Source organism: Microbacterium karelineae (assembly GCF_009745985.1).
In the GTDB taxonomy this organism is placed as follows: domain Bacteria; phylum Actinomycetota; class Actinomycetes; order Actinomycetales; family Microbacteriaceae; genus Microbacterium; species Microbacterium karelineae.
In genome coordinates this window covers 1-17,197 of record NZ_WFIX01000191.1, presented here as the reverse complement: position 1 = coordinate 17,197, position 17,197 = coordinate 1, and the positions used below count along the sequence as shown (strand labels likewise).

General features: G+C 70.8%; 16 protein-coding genes. 10 read left to right on the top strand and 6 right to left on the bottom strand.

Annotated features, from left to right (window positions below; translation table 11 throughout):
- The first annotated feature begins 444 nt into the window (after positions 1-444).
- On the top strand, positions 445-1,578 hold the full coding sequence (locus GB932_RS16550; RefSeq protein WP_156761819.1) for a TIR domain-containing protein: 1,134 nt from the start codon (positions 445-447) through the stop codon (positions 1,576-1,578).
- A 1,052-nt stretch (positions 1,579-2,630) separates the two neighbouring features.
- Here GB932_RS16550 and GB932_RS16545 read toward each other — a convergent pair.
- Positions 2,631-4,121: a deoxyguanosinetriphosphate triphosphohydrolase family protein gene (locus GB932_RS16545; protein WP_197517539.1), complete on the bottom strand. Its 1,491-nt coding sequence runs from the start codon at positions 4,119-4,121 to the stop codon at positions 2,631-2,633.
- 93 nt (positions 4,122-4,214) lie between these two features.
- Here GB932_RS16545 and helR point away from each other — a divergent pair, with 93 nt between their 5' ends.
- Positions 4,215-6,356, top strand: a complete 2,142-nt coding sequence (gene helR / locus GB932_RS16540) for an RNA polymerase recycling motor ATPase HelR (protein ID WP_306769972.1) — start codon at positions 4,215-4,217, stop codon at positions 6,354-6,356.
- 49 nt (positions 6,357-6,405) lie between these two features.
- Positions 6,406-6,948, top strand: a complete 543-nt coding sequence (locus GB932_RS16535; protein ID WP_156761817.1) for a DnaJ family domain-containing protein — start codon at positions 6,406-6,408, stop codon at positions 6,946-6,948.
- Between the two features lie 7 nt (positions 6,949-6,955).
- On the opposite strand, the gene GB932_RS16530 is transcribed toward GB932_RS16535, so the two are convergent.
- Both GB932_RS16530 and GB932_RS19285 read right to left on the bottom strand, forming a co-directional pair.
- Positions 6,956-7,537 carry a nitroreductase family protein gene (locus GB932_RS16530; RefSeq protein ID WP_197517538.1) on the bottom strand — a complete coding sequence of 194 codons (582 nt, stop codon included), beginning with the start codon at positions 7,535-7,537 and terminating at the stop codon, positions 6,956-6,958.
- Between the two features lie 26 nt (positions 7,538-7,563).
- Complete coding sequence (locus GB932_RS19285) at positions 7,564-8,226, bottom strand: hypothetical protein (protein WP_197517537.1); 663 nt, start codon at positions 8,224-8,226, stop codon at positions 7,564-7,566.
- Between the two features lie 75 nt (positions 8,227-8,301).
- Between GB932_RS19285 and GB932_RS16525 the strand changes: the two genes are divergently transcribed.
- Both GB932_RS16525 and GB932_RS16520 read left to right on the top strand, forming a co-directional pair.
- Positions 8,302-8,754: a hypothetical protein gene (locus GB932_RS16525; RefSeq protein WP_156761815.1), complete on the top strand. Its 453-nt coding sequence runs from the start codon at positions 8,302-8,304 to the stop codon at positions 8,752-8,754.
- 250 nt (positions 8,755-9,004) lie between these two features.
- Complete coding sequence (locus GB932_RS16520; RefSeq protein WP_156762241.1) at positions 9,005-9,736, top strand: formylglycine-generating enzyme family protein; 732 nt, start codon at positions 9,005-9,007, stop codon at positions 9,734-9,736.
- 10 nt (positions 9,737-9,746) lie between these two features.
- On the opposite strand, the gene hrpB is transcribed toward GB932_RS16520, so the two are convergent.
- A complete protein-coding gene (gene hrpB, locus GB932_RS16515) occupies positions 9,747-12,305 on the bottom strand; it encodes an ATP-dependent helicase HrpB (protein WP_156761814.1) in 2,559 nt (852 codons plus the stop codon).
- Between the two features lie 250 nt (positions 12,306-12,555).
- Here hrpB and GB932_RS19675 point away from each other — a divergent pair, with 250 nt between their 5' ends.
- Entirely contained in the window at positions 12,556-13,269 is a 714-nt protein-coding gene (locus GB932_RS19675; protein WP_306769971.1) for a LysM peptidoglycan-binding domain-containing protein, read from the top strand.
- 91 nt (positions 13,270-13,360) lie between these two features.
- Positions 13,361-13,789 (top strand): cupin domain-containing protein, encoded by a 429-nt coding sequence (locus GB932_RS16505; protein ID WP_156761813.1) that lies wholly within the window; start codon positions 13,361-13,363, stop codon positions 13,787-13,789.
- Between the two features lie 10 nt (positions 13,790-13,799).
- Here GB932_RS16505 and GB932_RS16500 read toward each other — a convergent pair whose 3' ends face one another.
- Positions 13,800-14,324 (bottom strand): CGNR zinc finger domain-containing protein, encoded by a 525-nt coding sequence (locus GB932_RS16500; RefSeq protein ID WP_156761812.1) that lies wholly within the window; start codon positions 14,322-14,324, stop codon positions 13,800-13,802.
- A 26-nt stretch (positions 14,325-14,350) separates the two neighbouring features.
- Between GB932_RS16500 and GB932_RS16495 the strand changes: the two genes are divergently transcribed.
- Complete coding sequence (locus GB932_RS16495) at positions 14,351-14,584, top strand: hypothetical protein (protein ID WP_156761811.1); 234 nt, start codon at positions 14,351-14,353, stop codon at positions 14,582-14,584.
- 6 nt (positions 14,585-14,590) lie between these two features.
- Here GB932_RS16495 and GB932_RS16490 read toward each other — a convergent pair whose 3' ends face one another.
- A complete protein-coding gene (locus GB932_RS16490; protein ID WP_197517536.1) occupies positions 14,591-15,376 on the bottom strand; it encodes a class I SAM-dependent methyltransferase in 786 nt (261 codons plus the stop codon).
- 76 nt (positions 15,377-15,452) lie between these two features.
- Between GB932_RS16490 and GB932_RS16485 the strand changes: the two genes are divergently transcribed.
- Both GB932_RS16485 and GB932_RS16480 read left to right on the top strand, forming a co-directional pair.
- Entirely contained in the window at positions 15,453-16,214 is a 762-nt protein-coding gene (locus GB932_RS16485) for a CPBP family intramembrane glutamic endopeptidase (RefSeq protein WP_197517535.1), read from the top strand.
- A 296-nt stretch (positions 16,215-16,510) separates the two neighbouring features.
- Positions 16,511-17,197, top strand: a 687-nt coding sequence (locus GB932_RS16480) for a DUF222 domain-containing protein (protein WP_156761808.1), incomplete at its 3' end; no start/stop codon positions are given.

Genomic DNA, 17,197 nt, shown 5'->3' with positions numbered 1-17,197 from the left:
CGACGTTGTCGCGCTGTTCGGTGCATCCTCGACAGGATGACCTATCGCAACTAAGAGGAAACCCTCAGATATCGCCGTCACAAGCGAGACCTGCTCTACGACGCAGGCTATCCCACCAATCGTCGCAAGGGTCCTGCTCGCGGACGAAGAACCTCGAGCGCGTGTTCTCCTCGCAGACCGACAGGGTCCCGAAGGACCCCTTCCTGAGCGGTTCCCTCTCTATCGCACGATCATGCGTCGCGAGCTCGACGTCCTTGCCGTCTTCGACAGGCGGGGCGCCTCGAGCGGTCCGAGGGCGACCGATGACGCGCGTGTTGAACATCTGTGCGACACTGCGCTCGGGTTCCGGAGCCCGAACGATCGCTTCGCCTTCACGCTACTGGAACCCGACGGCTTCCGACAGCTGCTATACCGTCAAGAACGTCGGTCTGCTATGTTGCTCGCATGACCTCCAACGACGGCTTCTGGTCGTATGTGCACGACGACAACACTGCGTCCTTCAACAAGATCGTTGAGCTGGGACGTGACCTCCAGCGCGTCTACCAGATGATCAGCGGAACCGAAGTCTCTCTATTCATCGACCGCGACTCTTTGGAGTGGGGGGATGCATGGAAATCAGTTATCAAGAGGAACCTGGGTACAGTAGCGTTCTTCATTCCGGTTATCACGCCAGCCTTCTTCCAGAGTCCGGTGTGTCGGAGCGAGATAGAGTCGTTCGCGCAGCGGACCGAGGCCGAAGGGTTGCGCGGGCTGCTTCTCCCGATTCTTTGGATTTCCGTTGAAGGCCTGGAGGATGAAACGACGGAGGACAAGCTGGTGCGGATCATCCAGGATCGCCAATGGGAAGACTGGACGGATCTACGGCATGAGGCTCGTGGATCAGAGTTGTACAGCCGCACCCTCGCGAAGATGGCGGAGCGCATCAAGAGCGCCAACGACGACGCCGACAAGGCCGGGGTCGCCGAACTCGTTACAGCCACAGTTGGGGATGCCGGTGACGAGCTCGACATCGACGAGGGGCGACTCGATATCCTCGCTCGCATGGAAGATGATCTAAAGTCGTGGGCTCCTCTATTAGAGCAGGTTGCCAGCGGTGTCCAGGACATGGGCGCGGTTGCCTCGCAAGCTACGGCAGACATGGCGACTGACAACCGCGGTCGCACCTTCGCTGGAAAGCTACTGATCGTTCGAGAAACAGCGAAACGGCTCCAGGAACCCACCGATCGTATCGAGAGCGCGGGCGCAGAGTTCGAGCGAAAAGTCTCCTCCGTCGATCAAGGAGTACGGATCGTCATCGAGTCGGCGCCGTCCGAGGCCCTCGGAGACCCGGATTCTCGCGCGCAGTTTGAGGCGTTCTTTGATCAGATCCGAGTCCTCGGCACCGCCACTGACACTGTCGACACCCGACTCTCCGGGTTCATCGGGTCGATCGCTCCGTTGCAAAAGCAGTCCCGGGATCTGAAAAAGCCTGTGCAGACTGCTACGAGCGGCGTTACGCACATTCGAACCGCGCTGGGTCAGATCAACAACTGGATCGACCTAATCGATTCAACGGAGTTGCCGTCTGATCAGGGGTGAACCCGGCCACCAACCGGGTTCCGGCGTGATCCAATGTGACGGGCGACATCTTTTTTCCCCGGTCCAAGGGGACGAGAAGTCCCAAGTGGTTTCTAACTAGCTTGATGTCGACCACAACGCGCACCTCGTCGAGTCGTTCTTGACATATGTCGCGTGGGAGCTCGCCTGCGGCTGACACCGAGTCGCAGAAGCCAGCGAGCAGCCGGAGCGTGGTGCGCTGCCTTGTCTGAGCTGCCGGTAGGTGAATGCGCGTTTCCGTGGACGGAGCTGGGGCGCGCGACCGGATACTTCGAAGCCAAGGTTCGCGAGAATTCGCCGGGACGCAGTGTGCCAAGGCGCGCGGTCACACCTATGGGTCCGTAGCCGGGTGCCTCGACCCGGGCTGAGACCGCGCGCGTGGCTCCGTCACGTAGCCGCGGCATCAATGACGGCGAAGAAACTTGTGATCCGTGGTTATCTACGTCGTGGGATTCGCGCGCGCTGAAGGAGGTCGTCGCTGCCAGCCTCGCGGTCTTTGTTGTGTCGGCTGTGCTCGCACGGGTGGCGTTCTGGCTCGTCGTTTACCATATCTCGAGGGCGATGACAATCGGACTCAGACTCTCGGCGATCCTCTTCGCCTCGTGGTAGGCACTGTGGTCGACCGAGACAGCGGGTGTGTCGACCACCCCGACCTGAGTGTTCGGTCCTGTTCGCAGGGTGCCAGCGATCGTGGTCGGTATTGGGCGGATTCCGGCCCGCGGTGTTCAGATGGTTCGCGGACCTGCTGCTCCTTTGGGCGTTGCGCGGGGGCATGACCGCATGCACCGTCGACGCCACGGTGCGCGTCCTCGGCGACAATGTCGTAGCGCCGAACGAGTGAGTGGCTCCGATCCTCCCCAAGGCGCGGGTGCTCGCTGCCTAGCTCGTTCTCGCCACCGGGGTCATCGGGTTGGTGGTCGTGGGCTTCAGGCTTCTAGTCAGGCGACGCGCGGATCATCCGGCGATTGAGTTGCGCCGCGGCAATAGTTAAAACCATCCTCGCCGGGAGCTATCCTCTCGTGATGACCGCTCGCTCAGAGCCCCTGACCGGCGTCCCAGAGCCGCTCGGTCTGGCCCGCGAGCAGGGCGTCGAGCTGCGCGGCCTGGGCGTCGGTGAGCGAGGCGACGTAGTCGATGACGCCGCGGCCGACGGCGCGGCGACGCAGCTCCGCCTCGTCGGTCGTCGGGAGCAGCTCCGGGTGCTCGCGGCGCGCCGTGATGTGGTCCTCCGTCGCGAGGTCGACGAGGTCGACGAGGCGTCTCGGGGCGCGGCGGACGTCGTATGCGTCGTCGAGCCACGCCGTGAAGCCGTCGACGAGCCGCTCGAGCACGCTCGCCTGCCCGCGCTGGTAGACGGCGAGGTCCGGACGGTCGAGGATGAACCGCTCGTGCAGGAACTTGAGCACGGCGACCTCGTGCCACGCCGTGCGGTCGAGGGTCGCGTGGCCGGAGCGGTGCGGGGGATCGCGATGCACCTCGACCGACGACTGCAGGTGGGCGATCCAATCGGAGGTGAAGCCCGCGAGCGAGCGCTCGGCCGCGAGGGATCCGTCGAACGGCACCGTGAGGAGGCCGTCGATCACCTCGCTCGTCACCTTCGACACGGCCTGCTCGAACGCGTCGGCGTCGGCGATCCAGGGATCCCTGTCGGCGAGGCGGCGCCAGAGCAGCTCGAGCGCGTGCCCCGGCGAGCGCGATGCGATCGCGAGCGAGGGAGCGTCGAGCGCCCGCAGCTCGGCGAGGTCGCGGCGCCACGCGCGGAACTCTCCCGAGATCGTCGCCTGGTTGAGGAGCCCGGCGCGGTAGAAGTCGTCGAGGTCGTGCAGCGAGTACGCGATGTCGTCGGCGATGTCCATGACGGAGCACTCGAGCGTCTGCTGGCCCTCGGCGATCAGCGGGTACGCACGAAGCGCATCCTGCGCGTCGCCGAGGTCGACGGTGTACATCGAGAACTTGCTCGTGCCGCCGCGCCGACCGCCGCCCTGGCCGCGCAGCCACGGGTACTTCAGGACGGCCGCGCGGACGGCGCTCGTGAGGTTGAGCCCCACGCCGGGCTGATCGTGCTCGTCGAGCCGGGTGAGGATCCGGTAGGTCTGCGCATTGCCTTCGAAGCCCTCCCGCAGGCGGAACCGGTGGCGCGCCAGCCGATCGAGTGTGTGCTCGCCGAGGTGCCCGAAGGGAGGGTGCCCGACATCGTGCGCGCTGGCGGCGGCCTGCACGACGACAGGGTGGCAGCCGCCGAGCTCCTCGACGATCTCGCCGACCGTTCCCGTGGATCGGTGCAGGTGCATCGCGATCGCTCGCGCGACGGCGGCGACCTTGACGGAGTGCGTGAGCCGGTTGTGCACCGCGAGGCCCGCACCGGTCTGCGCGATCACCTGGGTCACGGCGGACAGCCGAGAGAAGTACGGCGAGAAGCGGATCCGCTCGATGTCGACGCGGAAGTCGGGGTTCGTCTCGGCGAGCTGGAACTCGTCGAGCTCCTCGTGCGCTCGTCTCGCGAGGCGCGGGTCGGCTGGCGTCATGCGCTCATCCTGCCGCATCAGGCGGATCGTCGGCGCGGCGGATCGCGGCGTTCGGCGCGCCGCGGGCCGCCGCGTGACGGAGAATGGATCATCGTGACCTCCTCCGGATCCGCGTTCGCCCTGCCCGACAATCTCGCCGCCAAGGCCGCGCCCGCGCTCATCGCGGCCGACGAGGAGCGGTTCCGCGAGATCGATCGTGCCCTCGCGGCGAGCAGAGACGACATCGAGCGCCGGCTGGCGGATGCGCGCCGGGCCGAGGGCGGAGACGGGCAGGACGCGATGGACCGCGACATCGCCGTGCACCGGCTGGCGTCCAGGCAGACGGTGCTGCGACGGTTCGCGCTGGATCTGTGTCTCGGGAGGATCGTGCCGGAGGGATCCTCCGAGCCCGTCTACATCGGGCGCACGGGCCTCGTCTCGCCCGAGGGAGCGCGGCTGCTCGTCGACTGGCGAGCGCCCGCGGCCGAGCCGTTCTTCGCCGCGACGCACGCGAACCCGATGGGCCTCGCGAGCCGCCGCCGGTTCCGCTGGCGCGCCGGACGCGTCGTCGACTACTGGGACGAGGTGTTCGCGGGGGGCGAGGTGGCGGACGACGCGGCGCTCGACGACCAGTCGGCCTTCATCCGCAGCCTCGGGCAGTCGCGGTCGCACCGCATGCGCGACGTGCTCGGCACGATCCAGGTGGACCAGGACGAGATCATCCGCGCGGGCTCCGACGGCGCGCTGGTCGTCGACGGCGGGCCGGGCACGGGCAAGACGGTCGTCGCACTGCACCGCGCCGCCTACCTCCTGTACGCGGACGCACGCGTGTCGCAGTCGGGAGGCGGGGGCGTGCTGTTCGTCGGCCCGAACGACCGCTACCTGTCGTATGTCGACGACGTGCTGCCGAGCCTCGGCGAGGACAGCGTGCGCATCGCGACGCTGCGTCGACTGACGCCCGAGGGGGAGGACGCGGTGCCCGAACGGGATCCGCGGGTGTCGGCCCTCAAGGGATCCGCGGACCTCGAGCGCGCGATCTCGTCGATCGTGCGCCACTACGAGCGGCCGCCCGAGGATCCCACCGTCATCCAGGCGTCGTGGGCCGACATCTACGTCGAGCCGGAGGAGTGGGCCGAGGCCTTCGAGGCCGCCGACGACGGCACGCCGCACAACGACGCGCGCGACCTCGTGTGGGCCGAGCTCCTCGAGATCCTCACCGCGAAGGTGGAGGAGATGCCGCCGCACCTCGCGCGGCGCGAGCTCGAGGGCCATTCGGGGCTGCGTGAGGCCTTCGACCGCGCGTGGCCCGTGCTGGATCCGGCCCGGCTGGTCTCGGCGCTCTGGAGCTCGCCGTCGCTCCTCGCCCGCTTCGCGCCGTGGCTGTCGGACGAGGAGATGCGGTCGCTGCAGCGACCGGACGGCGGGGCGTGGACGGGCGACGATGTGCCGCTCATCGACGCGGCACGTGACATCATCGGGGATCCGGAGACCACTGAGCGGCGGAGGCGGCGACGCACCGCGCTGGCGGCCGAGCGGGAGCGCATCGAGCGCGTCGTGGAGTACCTCTCGGACGCCGACGAGGACGGCGAGGGGACCTCGCTGATGCTGCACGCGGCCGATATGCAGGAGCGCCTGATCGACGAGGGGGCGCTGCCCGAGCTGCCGGTCGACGCGCTCGCGGGCCCCTTCGCGCACGTGATCGTCGACGAGGCGCAGGAGCTCACCGACGCGGAGTGGCGCATGCTCATCCGGCGCTGCCCGTCGAAGAGCTTCACGATCGTCGGCGATCGCGCGCAGGCGCGGCAGGGCTTCACCCGCACCTGGGAGGAGCGCCTCGAGGAGGTTGGGATCACGCGTTCCCGCGTCGCGGGGCTCACGATCAACTACCGCACGCCGTCCGAGGCGATGGCGGAGGCCGAGCCGGTGATCCGGGCGGCGATCCCCGACGCGAACGTCCCGACCTCGGTGCGTGCGAGCGGGATCCCGGTGGCGCGCGGGCCCATCGCCGACCTCCGACGGATCCTCGAGGAGTGGCTCGCCGAGCATCCCGACGGCGTGGCCTGTGTGATCGGCGGGGTCGACGTGCCGGCTCTGCCGCGGGTCGCGGGTCTCGCGCCGGCAGAGGCGAAGGGGCTCGAGTTCGACCTCGTCGCGGTCGTCGAGCCCGCGTCGTTCGGGGAGGGCATCACGGGAGCCGTGGACCGTTACGTCGCGATGACGCGCACGACAGAGCGTCTCGTGATCCTCGAGGGCTGATCCGGCGCCGCCGCGCGCCCGCGGGCGTACCGTGGTCTCGGGAGGAATCATGTCGGATCCATCTTCGGACGACGGCCGCGACCTCGAGGCGGAGGAACGGGCCGACGGCGCGGGCGGGCCACCGAGCTGGACGACGCGCGAGGAGCGCTGGGCGGCCGTGGAGACGTCGATCCAGCTCGCGATGCGCCGCGGCGAGTTCGACGACCTGCCGGGCGCGGGCAAGCCACTCGAGTGGCTCGGCGGCGGTCATGATCCCGATTGGTGGATCCGCCGGAAGGTCGAGCGGGAGGGCCTCACTGGCCTCGCGCCGCCGGCGATTCAGCTGCGGAACGAGCACCGCGCGATGGACGAGACGCTCGATGGCTTCGCGCGGGAGGACGATGTGCGGGCGCACCTCGAGGACTTCAATCGGCGCGTGCGCCATGCGCGCCTGCAGCTGCAGGGTGGCCCGCCCGTCGTCACCCCGACGCATGACGTCGACGAGGACGTGCGGGCCTGGCATGAGCGGCGCGCGGCGCGCGCTCCCGAGCCGCCCCCGGAGGAGCCACGGCGTGGGTGGTTCTCGTGGTGGTGGCGGGGGAGCGCGGGCTGAGCGCTCGTCAGCGCGCCCAGGGGTATCCGAGCGGCATGATCCCGAGGAGCGTGTGACCCGTGGGCAGCGCCGACGCGGCGACGTCGTGCGCCCCCGGGTGATCGAGGCCGGCGATGAGCGCGGTGCCGATCCCGAGGCTCTCAGCGACGAGGTGCACGGTCTGGGCGATCATCCCGGCCTCCATCGCGGCGAACCGCTCGCCCCGGGTGGGCCCCTGCGCGGCGAACGCCTCGTTCTCGGTCGCGAGGTCGACGGTGAGGACGATCAGAGCGGGGCATTCGGCGAGCCATGGGGCATCGAGCGTCACCGCGGCGAGAGCGGCGCGGTGGTCCTCGGCGTCGCGGCGTGCGAGCGCGTCGCCGTCGACGTCGTAGGCACCCGGCGTCATCCCTGACACGTCGCCGACGATGATCGACGCCGTGACCGCGTATCGCGCCAGTGCGGATCCGTAGGTGCGCCGGCCCTGCGCGCCGGTGCCGAAAACGGTGCTGAGCAGGGAGAACAGCACATCGGCGTCGAGGGAGTCCGGCGAAAACGCCTTCGTCGAATGACGGCGCCCGAGGAGGGCGTCGAGTCGCGTGGAGGTCATCGCCTTCACGCTATCGCCGGAACCCGTCACTCCTCGACGGGGAGGAGAATCGATTCGACGATGACGACGCCCTCGCCGTAGGTCGCGTCGAGCTCGCGCTGCAGGGATCCGTCGTCGTATGCGACCTCCACTCGGACGGCGCCTGTGCCGTCGACGCCAGAGGAGTAGATGCCCACGTGGTCGCGGATGATCTCGCCGGCGATCGCCTCCTGCTCCTCGGTCGGCTGCTCGCATTCGTCGGCGCAGTCGGGCCATCGCGGTCCCCGATCCGGACCGTCCGTCTCGACGAGCGTGACCCGCATGGTGTCGTCCGAGAGGGAGAAGTCTCCCGTGACCACGAACTCACCCCAGCGCACGCCGGAGCGGTCGTCGTATTCGCCGGCGACATCCTCCCAGCTCCAGCCGAGGAGGTCGACGCCGGTGCATTGCGGCGGGAGCGACGCGGCGACGCCGCCGACGCAGAGCTGCGGGCCGTCGCCGCGAGACTCCTTCTCGAGAACGGTGATCGGGTGCGGCGTCGCGAGTGCGATCGTGCCGTCGGGCGCGGCGGTGGGGCTCGGCGTCGGGACCGCCGGCGCCGTCGTGGCGGGAGGCGCAGCGGGAGGAGGATCGGCCTGATCCGTCATGCACGCCGACAGAGGCAGCATCATGGCCGCCCCGGCCGCGCCGATCACCAGCTTCCTCCGCATGGGGCCAGTATCCGCCCGTTTTCCGCGCATGGGGCGGCTCGTTGCCGGATCGTGAGGCTGCGCTAGCGTGGCGATATGCCGAAACGCGTGCTCCTCCCGGTCCTCGCGGTCATCCTCCTCGCCGCCACGGGGTGCTCCGCGGAACCCGATACGGTGGTGCTCGACGACGAGACTCAGGAATGGGCCGATGCGCTGTCCGAGAGCCTGCCGGAGTCTCGGCTGGGCTCGGGCAGCGGCGTCGCGGACGGCGCAGAATCGACGATCGCCCTCGGATACGACGACGACCCGCGCACCGTCGAATCGGTCTGGGCCGCGTGCGAGGAGGATGCGGGCGTCGAGGTCACCTTCACGTGGACCGCTCATTCGGCCTCCGAAGGTTCCGAAGGCGCGACCGAGACGATCGAGTGCACCGGACAGATTGCGCGGCTCGAGTCGTCCCGCGAGATCCCTGATGTCCGCGAGATCGTGCTGAGTGCGACGGCGGACACACCGACGGGCTTTCTGATCGCGGCCGTCGGCGCCGAGTGACGCGGAGACGGACCGATTCTGTCGATCCCGCCGCGCGGGCGCCGGCCCCCATCCGGACTCGGCGCGGATGTCGGAGCGGTCGCCAGGCCCGAGCGCGAGCGTCGGAGACGTGCATCGTTCTCGGCAGACACGCCGCAGGATCAGGTCGAGTCGCGGTGATTCTCCGACGCCGGTGCGGGGCACACGAACCGGGTCCGACACCCGCACCTCCCCGCCCGCGTAGCCTGAGACGGTGACCCCCGACGTCGAGATGGCGGCGCTGCCCGCCGGATCCGTGACCCTGCACGACGCCCGCCGGAAGGCGCGGCGCACGGTGGAACTCGAGCCGTTCGAGATCGCCGCGTACGCCGTGACGGAGGAGATGCTCGCGGAGCTCCTCGGGGTGCCGAGCGCGCACCCGCGCCGCCCCGCCGTCGACGTGACGTGGCAGCGCGCCATCCGCTTCTGCAATGCCCTCTCGGAATGGGAGGGCCTCGATCCGGCATACCGCGTCGACGGCGCGGAGATCTCCTGGCGCGTCGATTCCGACGGATACCGGCTGCCGACGGAGGCCGAATGGGAGTACGCGTGCCGCGCGGGCTCGACGAAGCCGCAGTACGGCGAGCTGCACGAGGTGGCGTGGACGGCGGCCGACCGGGTCGATCACCCGCAGGACGTCGGCGGGAAGATGCCCAACCTGTTCGGGCTCTTCGACACCCTCGGCAATGCGTGGGAATGGTGCTGGGACCTGCTGGACCCGGCGAGATACGGCGACTACCGCGTGTTCCGCGGCGGCGGCTACGCGGACGAGGCGTGGAGTGTGCGGGCGTCGGCCCGGCGCGGCGGCGGACCCCGCATGCACCACGATGACGTCGGCTTCCGCGTGGCGCGGGGCGGGTTCGATGCCCGCGACGGGGCGCAGGGCTGGTCGGCCGCGGCTGACGAGGAGAATGCGATCGTCGACGGCCCGATCCCCGTCGGGTGGACGCCGCTCGGGAGGTGACCCTCTCAGTTCACGCCCGTCGCTTCGTCCGCGCAGTGGCGGGAGCCGTCCACGGATCCTCGGGCCACGGGTGCTTCGGATACCGGCCGCGCATCTCCTTCCGCACCTCGCGATAGGGACCGTCCCAGAACGATGCCAGGTCGTCGGTGACGGCGAGCGGGCGGCGGGCGGGGGAGAGCAGACGGAACTGCACGGGCACGCGGCCGTCGACGAGGCGGGGTGTCTCGGTGAGGCCGAACACCTCCTGCAGCTTGACGGAGACGACGGGGCGCGCGCCCGCATCCACGGGATAGCCGATGCGCACCCGGGATCCCGAGGGCACCTCGAGCCGCTCGGGCGCGAGGGCCTCGAGGCGCGCCGCGTCGGGCCAGGGCAGGAGGCGGCGCAGGGCGTTCGCGAGATCGAGTCGGGCGAGTGGTGCGTCGGGGCGCAGCGCGGCGAGGTCCGGGCCGAGCCAGGCGGCGAGGCCGGCGAGCAGCGCGTCGTCTGACACGTCCGGCCATGGATCTCCGAGCTCGCGGCGGATCAGCGCGAGTCGCCCGCGCAGCGCCGATGCCGCATCGGACCACGAGAGGGCGTCGAGCCCGCGCGCTCGGATGTGCGCAGCGAAGGCCGGGCCCGTGTCCTCGGGGCGCGGCGCGACAGGGGTCGAGCTGAGCACGATCGCGCCGAGCCGACGCTCCTCGCGGACCCGTACGCGCCCGCCGTCGATCGAGGTGCGCCGGGGCGCCTCGACGAGGGCATGCCCGATCCGCAGCGCGTCCGACTCCGTGAGCGGGGCGGCGAGCCGGATCACGGCGCCGGTGCCGTCGGCGACGCGGCCGTCCGCGCGCTGGACCTCGTGCACGGCGATCCACTCGGATCCGATCAGGCCGCTCCCCTCGGGGAGCGCGGCGCGCGTGCCGGTGGCGAGCAGGTAGGTGCGGGATCCGTCTGCCGTGCGTCGCGCGATCCAATCGGGCCGCGTGAGGGCGGTGATCACGCCCGCGGCGTCGCCCCCGCGGCCGGATCCGATGGCAGCCTGGCCCGGCTCCGACTCGATGATCCGCTGGAGCCGCTTCGCCTCGGTGCGCCAGCGGCGGCTCCCCGGGTCGCGGCCGTCGCGCAGCGCGCGGAGCAGCCGCGTGAGGTCGGCGCCCGCGTCACGATGATCGCCCGAGAGCGCCGCGATGACGTCGGCGACTGTGTCTGCGGGGATCCCCTCCGCGGGACCGCCGAGGAGCGCGCGGGCCTCGCGGGCTCCGACCGGCATGCGCGCGACCCGCGTGCCGAGCGCGGTTGTGAAGCCATCGGATCCGATGAGCTCCAGCGCCGCGAGGGTCGCCGTCGCACGCATCATCGATGCCGCCGGCGGCGGGGTGAGAAGGGCGAGACCGCGTCCCTCAGGCGTGCCCCAGGCGGCGAGGAGGAGGGCGGCGTCGACGAGGTCGGCGGAGAGGATCTCGGGATCGTTCGCGGGGCGGAATGCCGCGAACTCGGCCTCGGAGTAGGCCCGGACGACGCGCCCGGGGCCGAGCCGGGCCGCGCGTCCGGCGCGCTGCTCGGCGCTCGCCCGGGACGCGCTCACGGTCACGAGCCCGCTCATGTCGCGCGCCTGGTCGCGCCTGACCTCGCGCGAGAGGCCGGCGTCGATCACGAGGCGCACGCCGGGGACCGTCAGCGAGCTCTCGGCGAGCGCTGTGCTCACGACGATGCGGGGCGGATCCGCCTCCGACGTGCGGCCGGAGGTCGCGCGGTCCTGCTCGCGCGCCGGCAGTCGCCCGTGCAGGGGCAGGGCTTCGACACCCGTCGCGCTCTCGCGGATCGCGCGCGCCACCTCGTCGACATCGCGCGCGGACGGGACGAAGACGAGGGCATCGGATCCGCTCGCGGCCTGGGCGTCGATGGCCGTCGATGCGACGTGCGCGAGGAACTCGCGCGTCACGCCGTGGGGGCCGATCCTCGGGGCGGAGCCGGGGGAGTAGGTGACGCCGAGCGGGTGCAGGGCGGACGGGACGTCGACGATCGGCGCGGCGCGGCCGGCTCCGAGGACGGCGGCGACGGGGTCCGCGTCGAGGGTTGCGGACATGGCGACGAGCACGAGGTCGTCGCGCAGCTGCCGCACCTCGGACAGGATCCCCAACAGGAGATCGCCGTCGACGGAGCGCTCGTGCACCTCGTCGAGGATCACGGCATCGACGCCGTCGAGCCCCGGATCCGCGAGCAGGCGTCTCAGGAGGACGCCGGGGGTGACGACCTCGATGCGGGTCTCGGGCGAGACCGCGCGTTCTCCGCGGACCGTGAAGCCGGCCGGGCCCCCGAGGGGGCTGCCATCCAGGCTCGCGATGCGGCGGGCGGCGGCGCGGACCGCGACGCGGCGCGGCTGCGTCACGAGGATCCGGCCCGTTCCGTGGGACGCGAGGTGGTTCGCGACGAGTGGTGGAACGAAGGTCGTCTTGCCCGTTCCCGGCGGGGCGGTGACGACGGCGGCGCCTGCGTAGAGGGCTGCTTCGAGGGCGCCGCGTGCGGTCGCGACGACGAGGCCCGTGCCGATCCGGTCGATGTCGAAGCGGTGCGCGCGGGCGGTCATCCGCCCATTCTTCCAGGCCCGTCTCGAGGTCTGCGCGAAGGTCAAGGGACCTGATGACGTTCCTGGCAAGGTGCTGTGCTGGATTGTTATCTGATCGTGATGGAGGCGTAGGGTGATCGGACTCGACATCGAGGGGCCGCCGTCTCATCCGCCCGAGAGCCCCTCGCACCCTGACCTCGAATGAGACAGCCGGTCGGGCGGATGCGCTCCGCGGAACACCGCGGAGCGAGACGGGATCCTGGAGACGAGTGTGTTCTCGAAGAAGACCTTCCCCCACGCCACCCCCACGCGCCGCTCGCGCTTCGCGAAGAGCGGCCTCACCGCGGCGGGCCTCGCGGTCGTCGCCGGCGCCATGTTCGTCCCGACGGCGGCCAACGCCGCCGACGGCGCCACGTGGGACTCGCTCGCGCAGTGCGAGTCCGGCGGCAACTGGGCGATCGACACCGGCAACGGCTACTACGGCGGCCTGCAGTTCTCGCTTCCCACCTGGGAGGCGAACGGCGGCACGGGAAACCCGGCCGACGCGTCGCGCGAGGAGCAGATCCGCGTCGCGGAGAACGTCCTCGCCACGCAGGGCTGGGGCGCATGGCCGTCATGCTCGGCGCAGATCGGCGCCTCCGGCACAGCGGACACGAGCGGCTCCGCGCCCGCGGAGGAGCAGGCTCCAGCCGAGGAGGCGCCGGCCGCTCCGGCTGAGGCGCCGGGTGAGGCGCCTGCTGCTCCGGCCGAGGCGCCCGCTGCGCCCGTCGCCGAGGAGCAGACGGTGTCGGTGCCGGAGACGCTCCCGGACGTCGAGGCGTCCGACGAGACCTACACGGTCGAGTCGGGCGACACGCTGTTCGAGATCGCCGAGGCGCTCGACCTCGACAGCGGCTGGCTCGGCATCTACGCCGTCAACCAGGACGAGGTGTCGAACCCCGACCTCATCCTCGTCGGGCAGGGGCTCGTGCTTCCGACCGCGTGAGCCGGCCTCCCTCCGTGTGGGCGCGCGTCCCTCGGGGCGCGCGCCCACACGCGTCGGGACGGATGTCGGCGGTCTGACGTAGCGTGGCGGCATGAGCGACTACGAGATCCGAGACATCGGCGCGCCGGACGCGTGGGGCGGGCACTTCGGCGGCTTCCGGCCGGAGACCTCGAAGCAGGGCAGGCGCGTCGTCGACCACGAGCTGTCGATGGCCTATATCGGGATGACGGCCAATGCCATGCCGCCCGGGGAACAGGCGGGGTACTGGCACACGCACTCCCGCATCGAAGAGCTGTACGTGTTCCTCGAGGGGGCGGGTCAGATGGGGCTCGACGACGAGGTCGTCGACGTGCGGGCCGGATCCGTCGTGCGGGTCGGGCCGGGCGTCTGGCGCACCTGGCGCGCGGATCCGGATGGCGCGGGCGATATGCGCTGGCTGTGCATCCGCGCGGGCGGCGAGCAGCTGCCGCACCTTCCCGACGACGCGACGAGGGATCCCGACCGAGCGATGCCGTGGTGACGCGGCGGGCTCAGAGCGCCCGCGCGCGTCGGCGGTGTCGGCGCACGGCGTCGCGGTTCGCGCAGCGCACCGAGCAGTAGCGCTGGCGCCCGTTGCGCGTGACGTCGACGACGACCTGTCGGCAGGGGTCCGCGGCGCAGCGTCCGAGGCGATGCATGCCCCGTGTCGTGAGGTGCAGCGCAGTGCCGACGCTGATGACGGCGTGCAGCACGTGAGCGAGTGACTGGATCTCGTCGCGGTAGTGCAGGTGCCACCCCTCGTCGTCGTGGTTCGTGAGGCGCGGGTAGGCGGCGGCGGCGGCCATCTCGGCGTTGAGGAGCGCAGCGCGCTCGTCATCGTCTGCGGCGTCCACGATGCGGAGCCATCGGTCGATCACGCGTCGTGTGGCGGCGTGGTCGTCGGGGGAGCGCGCGAAGGCCATCGTCATGCCGAACTCGCGCGTCCGCGACTCGATCCCGGAGCCGTCCGCGGGCCACTCGTTCGCGAGCGACGCGGCGAGGAGCACCGCGTACTCGCCGTAAGGGTTGAGTTGCATAAGGGCATTACATCAGGCTGAATCCCATGGCGACAGAGCAGCGGTCGGAACCCACCCACGGCACGGCACCGTGGACACACGAGCACGGCTGGGCGACGGAGTCGGCGCACCGCACGAGCGAGGGCGTCGTGGTCTATGTGCGCTGCGAGACATGCGGCAGGCGCCGCGTCGACCGGCGGGATCAGCTGGCGATGCCCCCGTCCGCGCTCTCGGCTCTCGTGCCGACGACCCGGTCGGCGATCACCGCGTCGAGCGCGTGATCCGAGTCACGCCTTCGCCACCACCAGGAGCAGGGTCGTGCCGCGCAGATGGACCTCCTCGCCGAGGGCTGGCTCGAGCGCGGTGAACAGCCCTTCGCGCTGCGCGGCTGGCGTGATCGCATACTGCGAGATCGTCGCGAGCAGGCGGATGTAATCGGCCGCCGACATCCGGACGTCCCAGCCGTACGTGATCCGGTCGGCGAGTCGCACGTCGGGGTGCGCGTCGATCTGACCGTCGGCCCACATGCGGGAGACGAGATCGCGGGGGAGATCCGGCGGCAGCTCCGGGGCGTGCGCGGCGTAGATCGTCGCGACGGCGTCGAGATCGTGGTGGTCGGCGTCGAGGCTCCAGGCGTTCCAGAAGAGGAAGGCGCGCCCATCGGATCCGAGGAGCGAGGCGAGACGCGACCAGCGGGTGTCCGGATCCGTCCAGTGGAACGACTGCGCCGCGACGATGGCGTCGTATCGGGCGTCGAGGGAGAGGTCCTCGAAGACGGCCTTGCGCACCGTGACGCGGTCGTCGAGCCCCTCCTGTCGGACCCGGCGGGTGAGGACGCCGAGCATGTCGTTCGACGGCTCGAGCGCGTCGACGTTCGCGCCGCGCGAGGCGAGGGCGATCGTGGCGCGGCCGGTCCCGGCGCCGATGTCGAGGATCCGCGCGAGCGGGGATCCGCCGACGCGGCTCAGGATGTCGTCGAAGAGCGCGTCCGGGTACGGCGGGCGGTGGGCCTCGTATGCGTCGGCGCCCGCTTCGAAGGAGCGCGCCGCGGGGACACGGAGGTCGGAGGTCATGGCACGATCGTAGCGATCGCGGGATCGGCGGATATCCCCACTGCGTCGATCCGCGCGGCGGCGATATGGTCGGGCCGTGAGGATTCCCACGAACCTCGCGGGTGCGCTCGCGTTCGCCGTTGCGGTGCACGTCGCCCGCTTCCTCCTGATCCTCGCCGCGATCGGGATCGCACCGCTGATCGGCGTCACGGGCTGGTACATCGGGCTCTTCGCGAACGTCGTGTGCGCGGTGTTCGCCGCGATCCTCGTCTCAGTGCTGGGGCTGTGGCGGCGCAGCGGGATGTTCCGGCTGTGGCGATCGTGGACGGCACTGCTGTTCCTGCTGCCCTTCGTCGCGGAGGCGTTGGTGTGGGCACTGGTGCCCGACGGGCTCGTGTTCGCGGAGCCGGGATTCGGGCTGTGGGCACTGACGCTCCTGCTGGTCGGGGTGAACGAGGAGCTGACGAGCCGCGTCGTGGTGCTCGAGACGCTCCGGGAGAGCTTCTCGCTCACCCCCGCGGTGGTGATGACGGCGATCCTCTTCGGCCTCCAGCATCTGTCGATTCTCGCGACGACGCCGAGCCGGATCGACGTAGTGCTTGTGACGGTGCTGCTGTCGACGATCGCCGGCTTCGCGATGGCGGCGTTCCAGGCGCGCTTCGCGTGGATCTGGCCGCTGGTGCTCACGCATGCGACGTCCGATCTCACGATCCTGATGGGCGCCGAGGCACCGCTGTGGCTCGAGGCCGCCGCGCACGTGATGTTCGTCGCGGTGGGGATCCTGCTGCTGCGGAACACGCGGGCGCGGCTGCGAGCGGCTGGCGGGGACCAGGCGACCGCCGGTCGCGACGCCGACTGATCGGTGTGGCCCCGTGCCCGGTGTCGCCATCTCCGGAGCTGCATCCGGCGTCGGGGCGACGGTTGAGTCCCGTGGCCTTCCGAAACGGCGCCGTCGTGACGACCGGCTGTGGCGACACGCCGCTTCACGCGCGCCCTCCGCCGGCAGTTCTCAGCCGTGGTCGTTCATCGCCGGACGCCCGGTCGACGGCGTTCAATCGCGACGTGTGAGGCACCTGGCGCGCATCACGGTCAGGGCGATCGCTGCGTTCATCGAAGGTCTCTTCGTTTGTCAGTGGTGGTTCGTAGCGTGGGGTCATGGATCACGAACGCGTCGCGGAGAAGCTGCCCGGGCTCACGCCGGGTGAGTTGGCGCGGGTGCGGGGCCTGATCGATGAGGTCGCGGAGTGCGATCGGGATATCGCGCGGGCCGAGGGCGTCAAGGCGCGGGTGTTGGCGGAGCTGGCGCGGATCGCGCACGCGGAGGGCGCCCGGCAGGAGGCGCCGGATGGGCCGGAGTATGCGCGGCGGGCGATGGCGGCCGAGGTCGCGGTCGCGACGCGGGTGCATCCGTCGTCGGCGAAGCACCGGATGGAGGACGCCGAGCGCCTGGTGGCGGATTTCCCGGTGACGCTGGAGGCTCTGTCGGAGGGGCGGATCTCGAAACGGCACGCGGATGTCATCGCGGGCGCGGGGGTGAATCTCGATGCGGGTGGGAAGGCGTCGTTGGATGCGCATGCAGTGGCGTTCGCGAGGGTGCGCACGGCGGGGGAGGTGGGGAAGATCGCGAAGCTGCAGGCGGCGCAGCTCGCACCGGTGTCGCTGCGGGAGAGGCATGCGCGGGCGCGGAAGGAGCGCCGGGTGGTGCTGACGGAGTGTGACGACGGGATGAGTGAGCTGTGGATGTTCGTGCCGAGTCTGGAGGGGCGGGCGATCTATGACCGGGTCACGCAGATGGCGCGGGCGGTGAAGACCGACCGGCGGCGGGCGCGGGCCGAAGCGGCG

Excerpts from the sequence above, each read along its gene's own strand:
- GB932_RS16550 (WP_156761819.1), top strand. The coding sequence starts at position 445 with ATGACCTCCAACGACGGCTTCTGGTCGTATGTGCACGACGACAACACT.
- GB932_RS16545 (WP_197517539.1), bottom strand. The coding sequence starts at position 4,121 with ATGACGCCAGCCGACCCGCGCCTCGCGAGACGAGCGCACGAGGAGCTC.
- GB932_RS16535 (WP_156761817.1), top strand. The coding sequence starts at position 6,406 with ATGTCGGATCCATCTTCGGACGACGGCCGCGACCTCGAGGCGGAGGAA.
- GB932_RS16530 (WP_197517538.1), bottom strand. The coding sequence starts at position 7,537 with ATGACCTCCACGCGACTCGACGCCCTCCTCGGGCGCCGTCATTCGACG.
- GB932_RS19285 (WP_197517537.1), bottom strand. The coding sequence starts at position 8,226 with ATGCGGAGGAAGCTGGTGATCGGCGCGGCCGGGGCGGCCATGATGCTG.
- GB932_RS16525 (WP_156761815.1), top strand. The coding sequence starts at position 8,302 with ATGCCGAAACGCGTGCTCCTCCCGGTCCTCGCGGTCATCCTCCTCGCC.
- GB932_RS16520 (WP_156762241.1), top strand. The coding sequence starts at position 9,005 with ATGGCGGCGCTGCCCGCCGGATCCGTGACCCTGCACGACGCCCGCCGG.
- hrpB (WP_156761814.1), bottom strand. The coding sequence starts at position 12,305 with ATGACCGCCCGCGCGCACCGCTTCGACATCGACCGGATCGGCACGGGC.
- GB932_RS16505 (WP_156761813.1), top strand. The coding sequence starts at position 13,361 with ATGAGCGACTACGAGATCCGAGACATCGGCGCGCCGGACGCGTGGGGC.
- GB932_RS16500 (WP_156761812.1), bottom strand. The coding sequence starts at position 14,324 with ATGCAACTCAACCCTTACGGCGAGTACGCGGTGCTCCTCGCCGCGTCG.
- GB932_RS16495 (WP_156761811.1), top strand. The coding sequence starts at position 14,351 with ATGGCGACAGAGCAGCGGTCGGAACCCACCCACGGCACGGCACCGTGG.
- GB932_RS16490 (WP_197517536.1), bottom strand. The coding sequence starts at position 15,376 with ATGACCTCCGACCTCCGTGTCCCCGCGGCGCGCTCCTTCGAAGCGGGC.